Below are 16,806 nucleotides of genomic sequence, written 5' to 3'. Positions count from 1 at the left end.
ATATAGTCGCTCCACGCAAAAAGACAGATTCGCACCACACCAAAGGATCCCCCTCTGATGGGCAATGACATCCCCCCAGCCAAAACCGCTCAAGAAAAATACCTCGTACCAGGTCTGGAGCGCGGCTTGATGCTACTGTCCGAATTCAGCCGGGAGACGCCCGCGCTCACCGCCCCGCAACTGGCAAAGCGCCTGGATGTGCCGCGCGCCACTGTCTATCGGTTGTTAATGACACTGGAGAACCTCGGATTCGTCAAACGCAGCGAAACCGGGCATGAATATCGCCTCGGCCTTGCCGTCCTGCGCCTGGGTTTCGAATACGTTGCCTCGCTGGACATCACCGAATTGGGCCAGCCAATCCTTCATCGTCTTGCTGAACTGATCAACTACCCCTGCAATATTGCCGTGCTCGATGGACGCTCGGTGGTCTACATCGCCCGAGCGCTTCCACCCACCTCATTGACCAGCGCCATGAACGTGGGCGCCAGACTTCCAGCCCACGCCACGGTGGTGGGACGAATCCTCCTGCAGGACATGAGCCTGGAGCAGCTAAAAAGACTTTACCCGGAAGAACGCCTGGAAACGTACTCCCCGGATACCCCCGCCAACGCTGAAAAGCTTTATCAGTTGCTGCAGAGTGACAGCCAGCAGCCTTACGTCATGGGCGAGGGCTACTTCGAGCCGGCGTTTTCCAGCGTCGCTGCACCGGTTCGCTGCCGCTCCGGCAAAATCATCGGCGTTCTGGGGGTAATGATCCCGTCAGCCCACATTGATCGTGAGCGCCTGGATACCATTGTGCAGAACGTATGCATGAGTGCAGCCGAGCTGACCGAGTTGATGCGTTATCAGAACTGACCCCACCCGCGGGGATGCCCGCCCCGTGAGAATCACGTCAGGCGCTAGAGTCCAGTCATCATTCCCCATAGAATCGCCCTCACGATTAAAGGAGACGACTTTATGCTGATGGTGATTTCCCCAGCGAAAACCCTCGATTTCGACACCCCGCCGACCACTGCCCGCTTCACTCAGCCGCAATACCTGGACCACTCTCAGGAGTTGATCACCCAGTTGCGCGAGCTCAGCCCGGCGCAGATCAGCGAGTTGATGCACCTGTCCGACAAGCTCTCGGGCCTTAATGCCGCGCGCTTCGGCAGCTGGACCCCGGCCTTTACCCCGGAAAACGCCAAACAGGCGTTGCTGGCGTTCAAGGGCGATGTGTACACCGGGCTGCAAGCCGAAACCCTGAGCGAAGCCGAACTGACCTATGCCCAGAACCACTTGCGCATGCTGTCCGGTCTGTACGGCCTGCTTCGACCGCTCGACTTGATGCAGCCGTATCGGCTGGAAATGGGCACCAAACTCGCCAACGCTCGCGGTAAGGATCTTTACGCATTCTGGGGTACACGCATCAGCGAATGGCTCAACGAGGCGCTGGCCGAGCAAGGCGACGACCTGCTGCTGAACCTGGCGTCGACCGAATATTTTTCCGCAGTAAAACGCCCTGCCTTGAAGGCCAGGATCATCGACACCGAGTTCAAGGACTTCAAGAACGGGCAGTACAAGATCATCAGCTTCTATGCAAAAAAAGCCCGAGGCATGATGAGTCGCTTCGTGATTTCCGAGCAGATCAATACACCCGACGCACTAAAGCAGTTCGACGCTCAGGGCTATCGCTACAGCAGCGAACAGTCCACACCTACCAAGTTAGTGTTCCTGCGCGAAACTCCCGAACAGTAAAACCCTTATAAAGCGCAACAGCAGGCCTGGTTGCGCTGATACCCCCCCTTTATCGAGACGTGTTTTTGACGAATTAATGACGTCAATATTAAGTCTTCGAGTTTTTCAACTTTCCATTCTCAAAAAATTAACAAAATTTTTGCGTGCTAGCATTTTGCTTTTTAGCGATAGTGGCTTTTCTATATTAAGACGCTCTAACCCCTGATAACTAAGGCTCAAACAGAAAATGCCACCATTGTGCAACTACTTATTTGAGCGGTCTGAAATCGACGAATCTCAAAAAGAGGACGAGTGGCCAGGAACTTATCTCGAAATCAAGGGCTCCTACATCCCGTAACAATTCTCGCCAACCTTGTGAGAGATCACTTACAGAGAAGGTGGAGAAACTGGAAGTTGCCGACCACGATGTTTGACCTGACGGGTCAAGGCGGTAGGTATCTGGAGATTAACGCACCATTTGGCAACGATTGGTTGTTGGGCAAAGCACTATAGAGGTGCACACAGCGAGACTCAGGAACGACCGCAAAGGCTTTAGCCCGAGCCTCTGACCTAGAGACCACTGGGGACACCGACCGGAGTGGCTTGCCGCGTCCCAGAGCGAGAACCTGTAGCGTTACATACAGGTTACTTGCCACGAATACTCAGCAGTACTTGAGTCTGCCTTAACTATTTGGCGCTCACCTTTCATCTATGCCTGCGTTCGATATGTGTGACTTCAACTAGTCACGTTTTTCGAGCGCGCGATAACTGCTGGTCAAATTTTAATATCCAGCCAACTTATGGCGTGAACATCGAGGAGAATACGATGCGTATCAGCATCTTTGGTTTGGGTTATGTCGGTGCAGTATGTGCCGGTTGCCTTTCTGCGCGGGGTCATGATGTTGTTGGTGTGGATATCTCTGCAGCCAAGATCGACCTTATCAATAACGGCAAATCGCCAATCGTAGAACCCGGCCTGGAAGACCTCCTGGCGCAGGGTATTCGTACCGGCAAGCTGCGCGGCACCACAGACTTCTCCGAAGCCATTCGGGCCACCGACCTGTCGATGATCTGCGTCGGCACGCCGAGCAAGAAGAACGGCGATCTGGAACTCGATTACATCGAATCCGTCTGCCGCGAAATCGGCTTTGTTCTGCGCGACAAGACTTCCCGCCACACCATCGTGGTGCGCAGTACTGTATTGCCTGGCACGGTCGCCAACGTGGTTATCCCGATCCTGGAAGATTGCTCCGGCAAAAAGGCCGGTATCGATTTCGGCGTTGCAGTGAACCCTGAGTTCCTGCGTGAAAGCACCGCGATCAAGGACTACGACCTGCCACCGATGACCGTTATCGGCGAATTCGACAAAGCTTCCGGCGATGTCCTGCAGTCCCTGTACGAAGAACTCGACGCTCCGATCATCCGCAAGGACATCGCAGTGGCCGAGATGATCAAGTACACCTGCAACGTGTGGCACGCCACCAAAGTGACCTTCGCCAACGAAATCGGCAACATCGCCAAAGCAGTCGGCGTCGATGGTCGTGAAGTGATGGAAGTGGTTTGCCAGGACAAGACCCTCAACCTGTCTCAGTACTACATGCGTCCCGGCTTCGCCTTCGGCGGCTCTTGCCTGCCAAAGGACGTCCGCGCCCTGACCTACCGCGCCAGCAGCCTGGACGTGGAAGCACCGCTGCTCAACTCGTTGATGCGCAGCAACGTGTCCCAGGTGCAGAACGCCTTCGACATCATTTCCAGCCACGACACTCGCAAAGTCGCCCTGCTGGGTCTGAGCTTCAAGGCCGGCACCGACGATCTGCGCGAAAGCCCGCTGGTAGAGCTGGCCGAAATGCTGATCGGTAAAGGCTTTGACCTGAGCATCTACGACGCCAACGTTGAATACGCTCGCGTCCATGGAGCCAACAAAGAGTACATCGAGTCAAAAATCCCGCACGTTTCGTCCTTGCTCAACTCGGACTTCGAAACCGTGATTGGGGACGCTGACGTGATCATCCTGGGTAACCGCGACGAGCGTTTCCGCGCCCTGGCCAACAATGCGCCAGCCGGCAAGCACGTCGTCGATCTGGTCGGCTTCATGACCAGCGCCACCAGCGAAAGCGACCGTACCGAAGGTATCTGCTGGTAAATCAGCCGCAAGCTGTAGGAGCGAGGCTTGCCCGCGAAGGGAACGACGCGGACGGTCTTCATACCGCGCAACGTTCATTCGCGGGCAAGTTTCGCTCCAACGGTTCCCTGTCCAGCCCCGCGTTTGAAACCGGGGGCTTGAGGCTTGCAACTGACTTTGGGATACAGATTATGCACAGGCTAAAGACCGGCCTTTTACAGGCCGCCGGTTGGCTGTTCTACCTGAGTTTATTGATGGGCCTCGCTCTGGCGCTGCCTACAAGTATCTTCGACGCCGAGTCGAAGAACTTTATTTTCCTGATTGGCGCCGTTGGTATCTGGCGCTACTCGATGGGTGCCACGCACTTCTTGCGCGGCATGCTGTTTCTGTACGTGGTCTACCCGCACTTGCGCCGCAAGGTTCGCAAGCTCGGCAAATCCGCGGACCCGTCCCATGTGTTTCTGATGGTCACCAGCTTTCGTATCGATGCGCTGACCACGGCGCAGGTGTACAGCTCGGTGATTCGCGAAGCCATTGAATGCGGTTTCCCGACCACGATCGTCTGCTCGCTGGTGGAAATGTCCGATGAGCTGCTGGTCAAGGCGATGTGGGAGAAGGCCAATCCGCCTGCGCATGTGAAGCTGGACTTCGTGCGCATCGCCGGTACCGGCAAGCGTGACGGCCTGGCTTTCGGCTTCCGCGCTATTTCCCGGCACTTGCCGGATGACCGCGCTGTAGTTGCCGTGATCGATGGCGATACCGTGCTCAGCGAAGGCGTCGTGCGCAAGACCGTGCCCTGGTTCCAGCTGTTCGGCAATGTCGGCGGCCTGACCACCAACGAGTTCTGCGAAGTGCGCGGCGGCTACATCATGAGCGAATGGCACAAGCTGCGTTTCGCCCAGCGTCACATCAACATGTGCTCGATGGCGCTGTCCAAGCGCGTGTTGACCATGACCGGCCGTATGTCGGTGTTTCGTGCTTCGGTCGTGACCGACCCGGCATTCATTGCCGACGTCGAGAGCGATTCGCTCACTCACTGGCGCCTGGGCAAGTTCAAGTTTCTCACCGGCGATGACAAGTCCAGCTGGTTCAGCCTGATGCGCCTGGGCTACGACACGTTCTACGTCCCGGATGCCGCTATCAATACCGTGGAGCATCCGCCGGAAAAGAGCTTCATCAAGGCCAGCCGCAAACTGATGTATCGCTGGTACGGCAATAACCTGCGGCAGAACTCCCGGGCACTGGGCCTGGGCATGGGTCGCCTGGGTCTGTTCACCAGCGTCGTGCTGTTCGATCAGCGGGTGTCCATGTGGACATCAATCCTCGGCCTGACGGTCGCGATCATCGCCAGCATGAAGTATGGCGTGACGTTCATCCTGATGTACCTGCTGTGGATCGGCATCACCCGCCTGATTCTCACCCTGATGCTGTCCTTGTCAGGGCACACGATCGGGCCTGCCTATCCGATCATTCTTTATTACAACCAGATCGTCGGTGCGCTGATGAAGATCTACGTCTTCTTCCGCCTGGACCGACAGTCCTGGACTCGTCAGGACACAAAACTCAGCCGTGACATGGCCAGTTTCCAGGGCTGGTTCAACACATGGTCCTCCCGAACCATGACTTTCTCGGCTGGCACCATCTTCGTCGCAGTGCTGTTGACGATGGTTTGACCAGACCCACGGATTAATCGCTTAAGTAGGAAAAATTAACCATGAATACAGCCGTGAATGCGAACGTCGTCCATGAATCCGAAGCCCAGCGTCAACACGCGCGGATCCGGATTCCCGCCAAGCTGCGCCTGCTCAATGGCCAGCCCAACGCGCCTCTGGTCCAGGTTGAAGACCTGTCGGCCGGTGGTCTGAGTTTCGTTGCCCCGAACAATCTGCGCCTGGCCACAGGTTCAGTTATCAAGGGTCGCCTGCAATTTCTGATCGACAACCTTGGCCTGGCCATGGACATCGAAATGCAGGTCCGTTCGGTAGACTCTTCTACCGGCCGCGTGGGTTGCCAATTCCAGAACCTGGAACAGCAAGACATCGCCACCCTGCGCCACCTGATCACTTCGCACCTGAGCGGCGACATCGTCAGCATGGGCGAAGTACTTGCCACCTTGCAGCGTGACAACTTCACCAAGGCGCGCAAGAACAAAGGCGAAGGCGGCGGCATGAGCGCCCTCGCGCGGCTGCGCGCAGTGACCTTCAGCCTCGGCATTTTCATTGTTGGCCTGGCGGCATTCGGTTTCATTTTCAAGACCGTCTACGGCTTGTACTTTGTGAGCCACGCATCGGCTGGCCTGGTTACCTTGCCGTCGATGGATGTCACCATGCCGCGTGAAGGCACCGTCCAGAGCCTGGCTCAGGTCAACGGCCCGATTGCCAAAGGCGCCCCGCTCGCTTCGTTCAGCACCAGCATGCTGGAAATGCTCAAGGGCAGCCTGAACGGCGACGACCTGCAACCTGCCAAAATCGAAGAGCTGTACGGCAAGCAAATGGCCGGTACTTTGACCAGCCCGTGCGATTGCGTCGTTGCCAAGCAATTGGTGTCGGACGGTCAGTTCGCTTCCAAAGGTCAGGTGATCTTCCAACTGGTGCCGCGTAACACGGCCGCCAACGTTGAAGCACGCTTCACCTATCGCCAGTTCAACGATGTCAAACCCGGCACTCACGTGAACTTCCAGGTCGCAGGCGAAGACAAGGTCCGTACCGGTCAAATCGTCAGCAGCACCAACTTGAGCGACGCCGATCTGTCCACCGACATCCGCGTGCAGATCAAGCCTGACGAAGTGCTGGACAGCTCGCTTTCCGGTCGCCCTGTAGAAGTCACCAGTGATCGTGGCCCTTCGATGAACTGGCTGATCGACAAAGCCATGGCCGCGGGTCTCTAACATGGGTAGCCCACTACGAACCTTGTCGACCCCAACGCTATTGAGCCTGGCGATTGCCTTCGCGCTGACCGGTTGTGCCGGTCTGCCCGATCAACGCCTGGCCAATGAAGCCCTGAAAAACGGCGACACCGCCCTGGCAGAGCAGAACTATCGGCAACTGGCGGACCTGGGCTACAGCGATGCACAGGTCGGTCTGGCCGATATTCAGGTAGAAAGCCGCGATCCGGCCCTGCTCAAGCAGGCCGAAGCCACCTACCGCGCCGCCGCAGAAACTTCGCCTCGGGCGCAATCGCGTCTGGGCCGCCTGCTGGCTGCCAAACCGTATGCCACCGAAGCTGAACACCAGGAAGCCGAGCAGTTGCTGAAGAAGGCATTCGCCAATGGCGATACTTCTTCTCTGACGCCGCTGGCGATGCTCTATCTGCAATACCCGCACACGTTCCCCAACGTGAACGCGCAGCAGAAGATCAGCGAATGGCGCGCTGCCGGCTACCCGGAAGCAGGTCTGGCCCAAGTGCTGCTGTATCGCACCCAAGGCACTTACGATCAGCATCTGGATGAAGTCGAAACCATCTGCAAGACCGCGCTGAACACCACTGACATCTGCTATGTCGAACTGGCCACCGTGTACCAGAAACGCGGTCAGACCGAACAGCAGGCAGCGCTGATCAAGCAGCTGCAAAGCGCTTACGCGATCGGCACTGTCGGCGCTCAGCGCGTGGACAGCGTAGCCCGCGTGCTTGGCGACTCCGAGATTGGCACCCCGGACGAAAAAACTGCCCAGCAATTGCTGGAGCAAGTCGCGCCGGGCTACCCGATTTCCTGGGTCACCCTGGCCAAACTGCTCTACGACTTCCCCGATCTGGGCGACGTCGACAAGATGATGGAATACCTGGACAACGGTCGCGCTGCGGATCAACCCCGCGCCGAACTGCTGCTGGGCAAGCTGTACTACGAAGGCAAATGGGTGCCGGCTGATTCGAAAAAAGCCGAAGAGCATCTCAAGAAAGCCGCGGGCTCGGAAATCGCCGCGCATTACTACCTGGGGCAGATCTATCGCCGGGGCTACCTCGGCCAGGTCTATCCACAGAAGGCTGTGGACGAACTGCTGATCGCTGCACGCGGCGGCCAGAACAGTGCCGACTACGCCATCGCCCAGCTCTACTCGCAAGGCAAGGGCACGATCCCCAATCCGGTCAATGCCTGGGTCTTCAGCCAATTGGCGCTGAAGCAAGGTACGCCGCAAGCCACCGATCTGGCGCAGCAACTGAGCGCCGCACTACCGCCCGAAAAGCTCGCCGCAGCCCAACGGTTGCTGGAACAAGAGCAAAAAGTCCGGGGCGCCAGCAGCCAGAACGCGCTGGCCATGCAAGCCCTGCAAAAAGAAGACGGCGAGGACGCACCCCTATGAAACTGAATTCCCTGATGGCTGCCGGCATGGGCCTGGGCTTTACCTTGTTGTGGGCGACCCCGACATTGGCCGCGATGACTGAAGACAAGAACTTTGGTCTGGAAGTGAAGATCACCGGCCAGGCCGAAGACGACCGCGACCTGGGCACCCGTTCCGGCGGCGACGTCAACGGTATCGGTCTCGACGTGCGTCCATGGATTTACGGCGAGCGCGGTAACTTCAGTGGCTATGCGATGGGCCAGGTGGTGACCGCCACCGACACCATCCAGACTGACCCACTGGAACAAGCCACCAGCGATGGCAGCGGCACCCAAACGGCTCGCGGCAATGCCAGCGAGCGGGAAGTCGACAAGAGCTATCTGGCCTTGCGTGAATTCTGGATCGGCTACAGCGGTTTTACTCCGTACCCTGGCGAAATGCTCAAGGTCGGTCGTCAGCGCCTGCGCAACGACGACGGCCAATGGCATGACGTGAACATCGAAGCGGTGAACTGGGCGTTCGACACCACGCTGTTGCGTGCCGATGTCGGCGCTGCCCAGCGCTTCAGCGAATACCGCACCGACCTGACCGAGCTGGATCCGAAAGACAAGGATCGCCAGCATGTGTTCGGTGACGTGGCCTACCAGTGGACCCCTGGCCATTGGGCCGGCGTGCGCGCCCATTACAGCCACGACGGCGGCAGCCTCAAGGACAAGAACGAAGTTGTCGACGACCTGGATAAGACTTCCCGGAGCGATCTGACCTGGCTGGGTCTGCAGGCCAACAGCGATGCTTACAACTATCGCAACACCAACCCGATCAACTATTGGGGCAGCCTGACTTACCTGACCGGTGATCGTGACGAAACCCCCACCAGTTATGACACCACCACTGATCAGTACCTGGCAGGCGACAAGGCCAGCAGCAACGTCAATGGCTGGGCGACCGATCTGGGCCTGCGTTTCCGTCTCGATCCGCAATGGCAAGTCGGCGCCGCGTACTCGCGCGCCAGCAAGAATTACGAACAGAACGGCCTGGAAAGCAACCGTTCGAACTGGACCGGTACCCGCTCGCGCGTGCATCGCTTCGGTGAAGCGTTCCAGGGCGAAATGGCCAACGTGGAAACCGGCTCGCTGTTCGCCTCCTGGCAGCTGCGTGACGACTACGATGCGTCGCTGATCTATCACAAGTTTCGTCGTGTCGACGGCAACGCCCGTATCGGCGGCGCTGGCGTGAACCCGAATCGCGAGAACTTCGACGAAAACGGCATCTCGACCAACACCTTCGATTCGTTGCCGCTGGAAGACGGCCGCAAGGATCTGGGTCAGGAAATGGACCTGGTCGTGACCAAGTACTTCAAGCAGGGCCTGTTGCCGGCGGCGTTGAGCCAGTCGATGGACGAGCCTTCGGCGCTGGTGCGCCTGCGCGCCGGTGTCTTCAAGCCGGGCGACGCTTATCACAGTGGCGTAGATGAATACATGCACCGCGCCATCGTCGACGTTATCTGGCGCTTCTGATGCGAGCCGCGAAAGGAGTGCGAGAGATGAACAGTCAAGCAAGCAACCTGCGAACACGGGCCTGGCCACAAGCCCTGCTGGAAAGCGTAGTGCTGAGCAGCGCGCTGTTGCTCGGCAGCTCGGTGGTACTGGCTAACAGTGCGCCGGTTGCAACCGCTCCAGCCAAGGCCGGGGTCGTTAAAGGATTGCAACAGGCCAAGACCTACACCATCAGTAGCCCGCCCATTGAGCCGCTGATGATGGCCAAGCCCAAGCTGCCGGACCTGACCGGCTACACCGCCGAAGCCGCTGCGAAAAAAATCGTGCGCGGCAAGCCGGCGAAAGTACGCATGGGCCGGATGATGGCGGAAAACGGTCTGAAGGAATTCATCGGTGGCGACAACAAGATGGCCGAATGGGTAGCCCGTCAACGCGGCATCCCGCAGGCCATCGTTGTTGAAGACGGTTATGCCACGCTGCAGGACCTGGCCAAGAAAGTACCCAAGCAGTACCTGAACGAAGTGTCGCCAGGTGTGTTCCTGGCCCGCGTGCCGATTCTCGTGACCGAACATGCAACCCTGGAAATCGCCAAAAAGGAGCTGCGTCTGTCCCAGGAAGGCGGTTCGTTCCTGGTGGTTGAGGGCAAGTTGTTCATGTCTGATTCCCAGTTGAATGGCTGGCGCGAAGCGGACAAAGGCCTGGCCACGTTCCGCTCACCGAACGAGTTCCGTCCGTTCCTGTTGTCGTGGGGCGGTTCGCAGACTTACGTGGTCAACAGCAAGATGGCGAGCCTGGGCTACTCCAAGAGTAAGTCCTACGGCGTGAGTATTTCCCAATACACGCCGAACATGGCCAAGGTCATGAAGCGTCCGGAACCGACTGGCTGGATCATCGGCTCCGAGTTCGCCGACATGTGGTACGGCTTCTATTGCTATGAAACCCGAGACTTCGTGGTCAAAGGCAACACCTATCGCGACAACATCGTGTACGGCATTGACCCCCACGACCGTTCCCACGGCTTGATCATTGCCGAGAACGACGTCTACGGGACCAAGAAAAAGCACGGAATCATCATTTCCCGTGAGGTGAACGACAGCTTCATTTTCCGCAACAAGAGCCACGACAACAAATTGTCCGGCGTGGTCCTTGACCGTAACAGCAGCAACAATCTGGTCGCGTACAACGAGGTCTATCAGAACCATTCTGACGGTATCACCTTGTACGAGAGCGGCGACAACCTCTTGTGGGGCAACCGCGTGATTGCCAACCGTCGTCACGGCATCCGCGTACGTAACAGCGTGAACATCAAGCTGTACGAGAACGTCGCCATGGCCAACGGCCTGATGGGCGTCTACGGCCACATCAAGGATCTGAGCGACACCGACCGCAACATCGACCTTGACCCGTTCGATACCAAAGTATCGCTGATCGTTGTCGGCGGTGAACTGACCGGCAACAACTCCGGCCCGCTGTCCATCGACTCGCCCTTGAGTATCGAGTTGTATCGCGTCGCGATGCTGGCACCGACCAAGAGCAACGGCATCAGCTTCAACGGCATCTTGGGCGAGCGCCAGGACGAGATTCTCGACTTGCTGGTCCGCCAGAAGAAAGCCGTGCTGATCGACCCGGTCGAGCGCCAGACAGAACTTCAGGACTGAGGAAGATATTTTTATGCACGCACATTTGATCAAGTTACTCAGTCTGTCCGGCCTGACCGCAGCCCTGATCGCTATCAGTGGCGGTGCTCGTGCCGACGACACAACGGCACCGACGTTCACCGCCGAGCCTTGCTGCAACCTGTGCCCTGAAGCTCACGATGCCAAGAATTACGTGACCCGCTATCAGCAGAACTTCACCACGCTGGTGCAGGCTCAGGGCGACTGGCTGTTCCGGACCCAGGAAGACTTGCGCACCGAGTTCGACACCACGCCGGAAGGCTACCGTCGCATGAAAGAACTGCACGATGCCTTCAAGAGCAAAGGTGTGGAACTGGTAGTGGTTTACCAGCCGACGCGCGGCCTGGTGGATCGCAACAAACTGTTCCCGGCCGAACGCGACAAGTTCGACTATGAAAAAGCGCTGACCAACTACCAGGCCATGCTCGGTCGCTTCAGCAAGATGGGCTATTGGGTGCCTGATCTGTCGCCATTGACCAACGAGCAGCAGGCGCACGACTTCTACTTCCGTGGCGACCAACACTGGACGCCATACGGCGCCCAGCGCACGGCAAAAATCGTTGCTGAAACCGTGAAGAAGGTTCCAGGTTACGCCAGCATTCCCAAGCGCGAATTCGAGAGCCACGTCTCCGGCCGCATGGGCAAGACCGGCACCCTGCACAACATGGCGGCGCAGCTATGCGGCAATACTTATGCAGTCCAGTACATGGATCAGTTCACCACCGAGCCTAAAGGCGAAGCGGCGGATGGCGATCTGTTCGGCGATTCCGGCAACCCGGAAATCACCCTGGTCGGTACCAGCCACAGTGGCAAGAACTACAACTTTGCCGGTTTCTTGCAGGAATACATTGGCGCTGACGTGTTGAACGTCGCGTTCCCTGGCGGTGGCCTGGAAGGTTCGATGCTGCAGTACTTGGGCAGTGAAGATTTCCAGAAGCGTCCACCGAAGGTCCTGATCTGGGAATTCTCGCCGTTGTACCGCCTGGACCAGGAGACCATCTATCGCCAGATGATGTCGCTGCTGGATAACGGCTGCGAAGGCAAGCCGGCCATCATGAGCGCCAGCACCACCCTCAAGCCGGGCACCAACGAAGTGTTGGTCAATGGCAAGAATGGAATCAAGGACATCCGCAACGGCAGCAATCAGATCGACATTCGTTATGCCGACCCGTCGGTGAAAGTCCTTCAGGCCAAGCTCTGGTACATGAACGGCCGTCACGAAGATCTGAAAATCGAAAAACCGGAAACATCCGATACCGACGGACGCTTCTCCTTCGAACTGCGCGAGGACAAGGACTGGGCTGACCAGCAATTGCTCGCACTGGAAGTACAGGGCCCGGAAGCGGGTGCTGCACCGCAGAAGATCGAGGCGAAGGTTTGCAAACGTAACGTGTTCCCGAGAGCTGCGCAGAACACCGCGCAAGCCGGGTTATGAGGCTACTTATGCACACTCCGAAACTGATGCTCCCTACCCTGCTGTCTCTGGCGATGTTTGCCGGGGCAGCGAGCGCGGCCACGACACTCGTGCCGCCGCAGGGGTATTACGCGCCGATCGAGAAACTCAAAACCGGCGAAAACAACTTCACCTGTGACGCGATCCCGCAGCCGTACACCGACAAGTTGGTGTTCCGCAGCAAATACGAAGGTTCCGACAAGGCACGTTCGACCCTCAACGAGGAGTCGGAAGAAGCTTTCCGTGAGGCGACCAAGTCGATCACCACCCTGGAACGCGGCATCAGCAAAGTCGTGATGCAGTACATGCGTGATGGCCGTCCGGAACAGCTCGATTGCGCGCTGAACATGCTCACCACCTGGGCCAAGGCCGATGCGCTGGAGTCCAAGGACTTCAACCACACCGGCAAGTCGATGCGCAAATGGGCGCTGGGCAGCATGTCTTCCGCTTACCTGCGTTTGAAGTTCTCCGATTCGCATCCACTGGCGGCGCATCAGCAACAGGCGCAAGTCATCGAAGCCTGGTTCAGCAAGCTGGCCGATCAAGTGGTCAGCGACTGGGACAACCTGCCGCTGGAAAAAACCAACAACCACTCGTACTGGGCTGCCTGGTCGGTGATGGCAACTTCGGTCGCCACCAACCGCAAGGACTTGTTCGACTGGGCGGTGAAGGAATTCAAGGTCGGCGCCAATCAGGTCGACAAGGACGGCTTCCTGCCTAACGAACTCAAGCGCAATCAGCGTGCCTTGTCGTATCACAACTACGCCCTGCCGCCGCTGGCCATGATCGCCAGTTTCGCTCAGGTGAACGGCGTCGATGTGCGCCCGGAAAACAACGGCGCGTTGCAGCGTCTTGGCGAACGCGTACTCAGCGGCGTCAAGGATCCGGAAGCCTTCAAGCAGAAGAATGGCGACAAGCAGGACATGACGGATCTGAAGATCGACAGCAAGTTTGCCTGGCTTGAACCGTACTGCTCGCTCTACACCTGCAAGCCTGAAGTGCTGGAAAACAAACACAAGATGCAACCGTTCAAAACCTTCCGCCTCGGTGGCGACCTGACCAAGGTCTTCGACCCGAGCCATGAGAAGGGTGACAAAGGCAGCTGATACATAGCTCAACCGTAGGAGCGGCTTTAGCCGCGAGGGGACGGGCATTCAGATCCATATCCATGATCTGCAATACCGACCTCGCGGATGAATCCGCTCCTACGGGCACTGCGTTAACCCCCATTTTGCTGTGGGGGGTTTGGGGGGGCTTCGGCCTTTGACTGTTGGACAAACGGAGAGATAAGGATGGTTTTTTCATCCAACGTGTTCCTGTTCCTGTTCTTGCCGATCTTCCTCGGCTTGTACTACTTGAGCGGGCAACGCTACCGCAACCTGCTGCTGCTGGTTGCCAGTTACGTCTTCTACGCCTGGTGGCGAGTGGACTTCCTGGCGCTGTTTGCCGCCGTCACGTTGTGGAACTACTGGATCGGCCTCAAGGTGGGCGCCGCAGGTGTTCGCACCAAGCCAGCCCAACGCTGGCTGTTGCTCGGCGTCGGCGTCGACCTGTGCATCCTGGGCTACTTCAAGTACGCCAACTTCGGTGTGGACAGCATCAACGCCATGATGACTTCGGTCGGGCTTGAGCCGTTCATCCTGACCCACGTGCTGTTGCCGATCGGGATCTCGTTCTACATCTTCGAGTCCATCAGCTACATCATCGACGTGTATCGCGGTGATACCCCGGCCACCCGCAACCTCATCGACTTTGCAGCGTTCGTGGCGATTTTCCCGCACCTGATCGCCGGCCCGGTCCTGCGGTTTCGCGACCTCGCCGATCAGTTCAACAACCGCACCCACACCTTGGATAAATTCTCCGAGGGTTGCACGCGGTTCATGCAGGGTTTCATCAAGAAGGTCTTCATCGCCGACACCCTGGCGGTGGTTGCCGACCATTGCTTCGCCTTGCAGAACCCGACCACGGGCGATGCCTGGCTAGGAGCGCTGGCCTACACCGCGCAGCTGTATTTCGACTTCTCCGGTTACAGCGACATGGCCATCGGCCTAGGCTTGATGATGGGTTTCCGTTTCATGGAAAACTTCAAGCAGCCGTACGTCAGTCAGTCGATCACCGAGTTCTGGCGTCGCTGGCACATCAGCCTTTCCACCTGGCTGCGTGACTATCTGTACATCACCTTGGGCGGCAACCGTGGCGGCACGCTGACCACTTATCGCAACCTGTTCCTGACCATGCTGCTTGGCGGTCTGTGGCACGGCGCGAACATCACTTACATCGTCTGGGGCGCCTGGCACGGCATGTGGCTGGCGATTGAAAAAGCGTTGGGACTGAACACCAACCCGCGCAGCTTCAACCCGATTCGCTGGGCACTGACTTTCCTGCTGGTCGTCATGGGCTGGGTAATCTTCCGCTCGGAAAACCTGCACGTCGCCGGTCGCATGTATGGCGCGATGTTCAGCTTCGGTGATTGGCAGCTGTCGGAACTCAATCAGGCCAGCCTCACCGGTCTGCAAGTGGCAACCCTGATCGTGGCTTACGTGACCCTGGCGTTCTTCGGCCTGCGCGACTTCTACAAGAATCGCCCTGCCGACAAAGCCGCCAGCAAAGCCACGCCGGATCTGGGCGTTCAGGCTGACGGCCCGGCCAACGCCGTAGCCGGCACCATCAAGGCTGTTCCCGGTGATAACCCAGGCAGCATTCATCAGCCCGGCTACACCGTGGGCGTAGAAGCCCAGGTGCAACCCGCGTACTGGGTTGCCGATTGGCCACGTTACGCCATGCGCACCTTGATCCTGCTGCTGTTTGTTGCATCGATTCTCAAACTTTCGGCGCAAAGCTTCTCGCCGTTCCTTTACTTCCAGTTCTGAGGAGCCTGACATGACCCGTTCATTACGAATCCTCTACATCGCCCTGTTCATGGGGATCCTGTTGGCACTGGGGATCTGGTCGCTGCGCAGTTTCAGCAGCTTCTCGACCTCAGCGGAAACCACGATCCTCAATGGTCGCTGGGCCAAAGCAGCGGAGACTCACTACGACGAAGAGTTCCCGATCAAGCGCATTGGCACCAACCTCTGGGCGGCACTGGATTACAAGCTGTTCAACGAAGGTCGTCCCGGCGTTGAGCTGGGCAAGGACCAATGGCTGTACACCGACGAAGAGTTCAATGCAGTCGTCAACGGCGAGCAGAACGAAGCGGACAACCTGGCAATCATCCAGGGCGTACGTGACGCGCTGAAAGCCCAGGGCACCGAGCTGGTATTGGCGATCATTCCGGCCAAGACCCGTCTGTATCCGGAGCACATCGGCGCTAACAAGCCGGCCTCGCTGCACACCGATCTGTATCAGCAATTCCATGCCCAAGCGGCTCAGGCCGGTGTGTTTGCGCCTGATCTGCTGAGCCCGCTGCAAAGCGCCAAGCAGAACGGCCAGGTATTCCTGCGCACCGACACCCACTGGACGCCAATGGGTGCCGAAGTAGTCGCCCAGCAACTTGGCGCTGCCATTGCGCAAAAAAATCCGCTGAGCGGTGAACCGACAAAGTTCACGACTCAGGCCAAAGAAACTTCGGCTTATAAAGGCGACCTGACCAACTTCCTGCCACTGGATCCGTTGTTCAGTAATTTGCTTCCGCAGCCAGATCAATTGCAACAAAGAAGCACGGATCTTGTCGAACCCCAGGTATCCGGTGATGACGCGTTATTTGCCGACAGCGATGTTGCAGTTGGATTGGTCGGCACAAGTTACAGCGCCAACCCTAACTGGAACTTTCTCGGCGCACTTAAACAGGCACTTCACAGCGATGTCGTGAATTACGCAGAAGACGGGCACGGCCCGGTTCTGCCAATGCTCAAGTACCTGCAAACCGATGCGTTCAAGAACAGCCCGCCGCAAGTGCTGATCTGGGAATTCCCGGAACGTTATCTGCCTGCTCATAACGACCTTGGCGAGTTTGATCCGAAGTGGATCGCCGAACTCAAAAAGCCTCGTGACGATAAACAAAATCTGGCCATAAACGCCAAAACATCCGAGTCGCCCAACCGGGCGCAAAACTGAGAGGACCCAT

The 16,806-nt window shown here is 57.9% G+C and carries 12 protein-coding genes; all 12 read left to right on the top strand.

Going from position 1 to position 16,806, the window contains the following annotated elements; genetic code table 11:
* Positions 1 to 57 precede the first annotated feature (57 nt).
* Entirely contained in the window at positions 58 to 855 is a 798-nt protein-coding gene (locus tag AFK24_RS20685) for an IclR family transcriptional regulator (protein WP_065834993.1), read from the top strand.
* Between the two features lie 102 nt (positions 856 to 957).
* The gene (gene yaaA / locus AFK24_RS20680; protein ID WP_065834992.1) at positions 958 to 1,737 is read left to right on the top strand and encodes a peroxide stress protein YaaA; all 780 of its coding nucleotides are present in this window, start codon (positions 958 to 960) and stop codon (positions 1,735 to 1,737) included.
* Between the two features lie 805 nt (positions 1,738 to 2,542).
* Positions 2,543 to 3,859: a nucleotide sugar dehydrogenase gene (locus tag AFK24_RS20675; RefSeq protein ID WP_065834991.1), complete on the top strand. Its 1,317-nt coding sequence runs from the start codon at positions 2,543 to 2,545 to the stop codon at positions 3,857 to 3,859.
* Between the two features lie 170 nt (positions 3,860 to 4,029).
* Positions 4,030 to 5,511 (top strand): mannuronan synthase, encoded by a 1,482-nt coding sequence (alg8, locus tag AFK24_RS20670; protein WP_065834990.1) that lies wholly within the window; start codon positions 4,030 to 4,032, stop codon positions 5,509 to 5,511.
* A 41-nt stretch (positions 5,512 to 5,552) separates the two neighbouring features.
* Positions 5,553 to 6,725 carry an alginate biosynthesis protein Alg44 gene (locus AFK24_RS20665; protein WP_065834989.1) on the top strand — a complete coding sequence of 391 codons (1,173 nt, stop codon included), beginning with the start codon at positions 5,553 to 5,555 and terminating at the stop codon, positions 6,723 to 6,725.
* A gap of 1 nt (position 6,726) precedes the next feature.
* Positions 6,727 to 8,136 carry an alginate biosynthesis TPR repeat lipoprotein AlgK gene (gene algK, locus AFK24_RS20660; protein WP_065834988.1) on the top strand — a complete coding sequence of 470 codons (1,410 nt, stop codon included), beginning with the start codon at positions 6,727 to 6,729 and terminating at the stop codon, positions 8,134 to 8,136.
* Entirely contained in the window at positions 8,133 to 9,632 is a 1,500-nt protein-coding gene (locus tag AFK24_RS20655) for an alginate export family protein (RefSeq protein ID WP_065834987.1), read from the top strand. Before algK ends, AFK24_RS20655 begins: the two co-directional genes overlap by 4 nt.
* Positions 9,633 to 9,658: 26 nt before the next feature.
* Positions 9,659 to 11,269: a mannuronan 5-epimerase AlgG gene (gene algG / locus AFK24_RS20650; protein WP_065834986.1), complete on the top strand. Its 1,611-nt coding sequence runs from the start codon at positions 9,659 to 9,661 to the stop codon at positions 11,267 to 11,269.
* Between the two features lie 13 nt (positions 11,270 to 11,282).
* On the top strand, positions 11,283 to 12,722 hold the full coding sequence (locus AFK24_RS20645; RefSeq protein WP_065834985.1) for an alginate O-acetyltransferase AlgX-related protein: 1,440 nt from the start codon (positions 11,283 to 11,285) through the stop codon (positions 12,720 to 12,722).
* 8 nt (positions 12,723 to 12,730) lie between these two features.
* Positions 12,731 to 13,846: a mannuronate-specific alginate lyase gene (locus AFK24_RS20640; RefSeq protein ID WP_065834984.1), complete on the top strand. Its 1,116-nt coding sequence runs from the start codon at positions 12,731 to 12,733 to the stop codon at positions 13,844 to 13,846.
* A 186-nt stretch (positions 13,847 to 14,032) separates the two neighbouring features.
* On the top strand, positions 14,033 to 15,610 hold the full coding sequence (locus AFK24_RS20635) for an MBOAT family O-acyltransferase (RefSeq protein ID WP_065834983.1): 1,578 nt from the start codon (positions 14,033 to 14,035) through the stop codon (positions 15,608 to 15,610).
* A 10-nt stretch (positions 15,611 to 15,620) separates the two neighbouring features.
* On the top strand, positions 15,621 to 16,796 hold the full coding sequence (locus AFK24_RS20630; RefSeq protein ID WP_065834982.1) for an alginate O-acetyltransferase: 1,176 nt from the start codon (positions 15,621 to 15,623) through the stop codon (positions 16,794 to 16,796).
* Positions 16,797 to 16,806: the final 10 nt, after the last annotated feature.

The organism is Pseudomonas syringae, from assembly GCF_001698815.1.
Classification (GTDB): domain Bacteria; phylum Pseudomonadota; class Gammaproteobacteria; order Pseudomonadales; family Pseudomonadaceae; genus Aquipseudomonas; species Aquipseudomonas syringae_A.
The sequence above is the reverse complement of the archived record's forward strand: the minus strand, read 5'-3'. Positions and strand labels throughout refer to the sequence as shown.

Bases quoted from the DNA above. Each gene is read 5' to 3' on its own strand.
- AFK24_RS20630 (WP_065834982.1), top strand. From the start codon at position 15,621: ATGACCCGTTCATTACGAATCCTCTACATCGCCCTGTTCATGGGGATC.
- yaaA (WP_065834992.1), top strand. From the start codon at position 958: ATGCTGATGGTGATTTCCCCAGCGAAAACCCTCGATTTCGACACCCCG.
- AFK24_RS20675 (WP_065834991.1), top strand. From the start codon at position 2,543: ATGCGTATCAGCATCTTTGGTTTGGGTTATGTCGGTGCAGTATGTGCC.
- algG (WP_065834986.1), top strand. From the start codon at position 9,659: ATGAACAGTCAAGCAAGCAACCTGCGAACACGGGCCTGGCCACAAGCC.
- AFK24_RS20685 (WP_065834993.1), top strand. From the start codon at position 58: ATGGGCAATGACATCCCCCCAGCCAAAACCGCTCAAGAAAAATACCTC.
- AFK24_RS20640 (WP_065834984.1), top strand. From the start codon at position 12,731: ATGCACACTCCGAAACTGATGCTCCCTACCCTGCTGTCTCTGGCGATG.
- alg8 (WP_065834990.1), top strand. From the start codon at position 4,030: ATGCACAGGCTAAAGACCGGCCTTTTACAGGCCGCCGGTTGGCTGTTC.
- AFK24_RS20655 (WP_065834987.1), top strand. From the start codon at position 8,133: ATGAAACTGAATTCCCTGATGGCTGCCGGCATGGGCCTGGGCTTTACC.
- algK (WP_065834988.1), top strand. From the start codon at position 6,727: ATGGGTAGCCCACTACGAACCTTGTCGACCCCAACGCTATTGAGCCTG.
- AFK24_RS20665 (WP_065834989.1), top strand. From the start codon at position 5,553: ATGAATACAGCCGTGAATGCGAACGTCGTCCATGAATCCGAAGCCCAG.
- AFK24_RS20645 (WP_065834985.1), top strand. From the start codon at position 11,283: ATGCACGCACATTTGATCAAGTTACTCAGTCTGTCCGGCCTGACCGCA.
- AFK24_RS20635 (WP_065834983.1), top strand. From the start codon at position 14,033: ATGGTTTTTTCATCCAACGTGTTCCTGTTCCTGTTCTTGCCGATCTTC.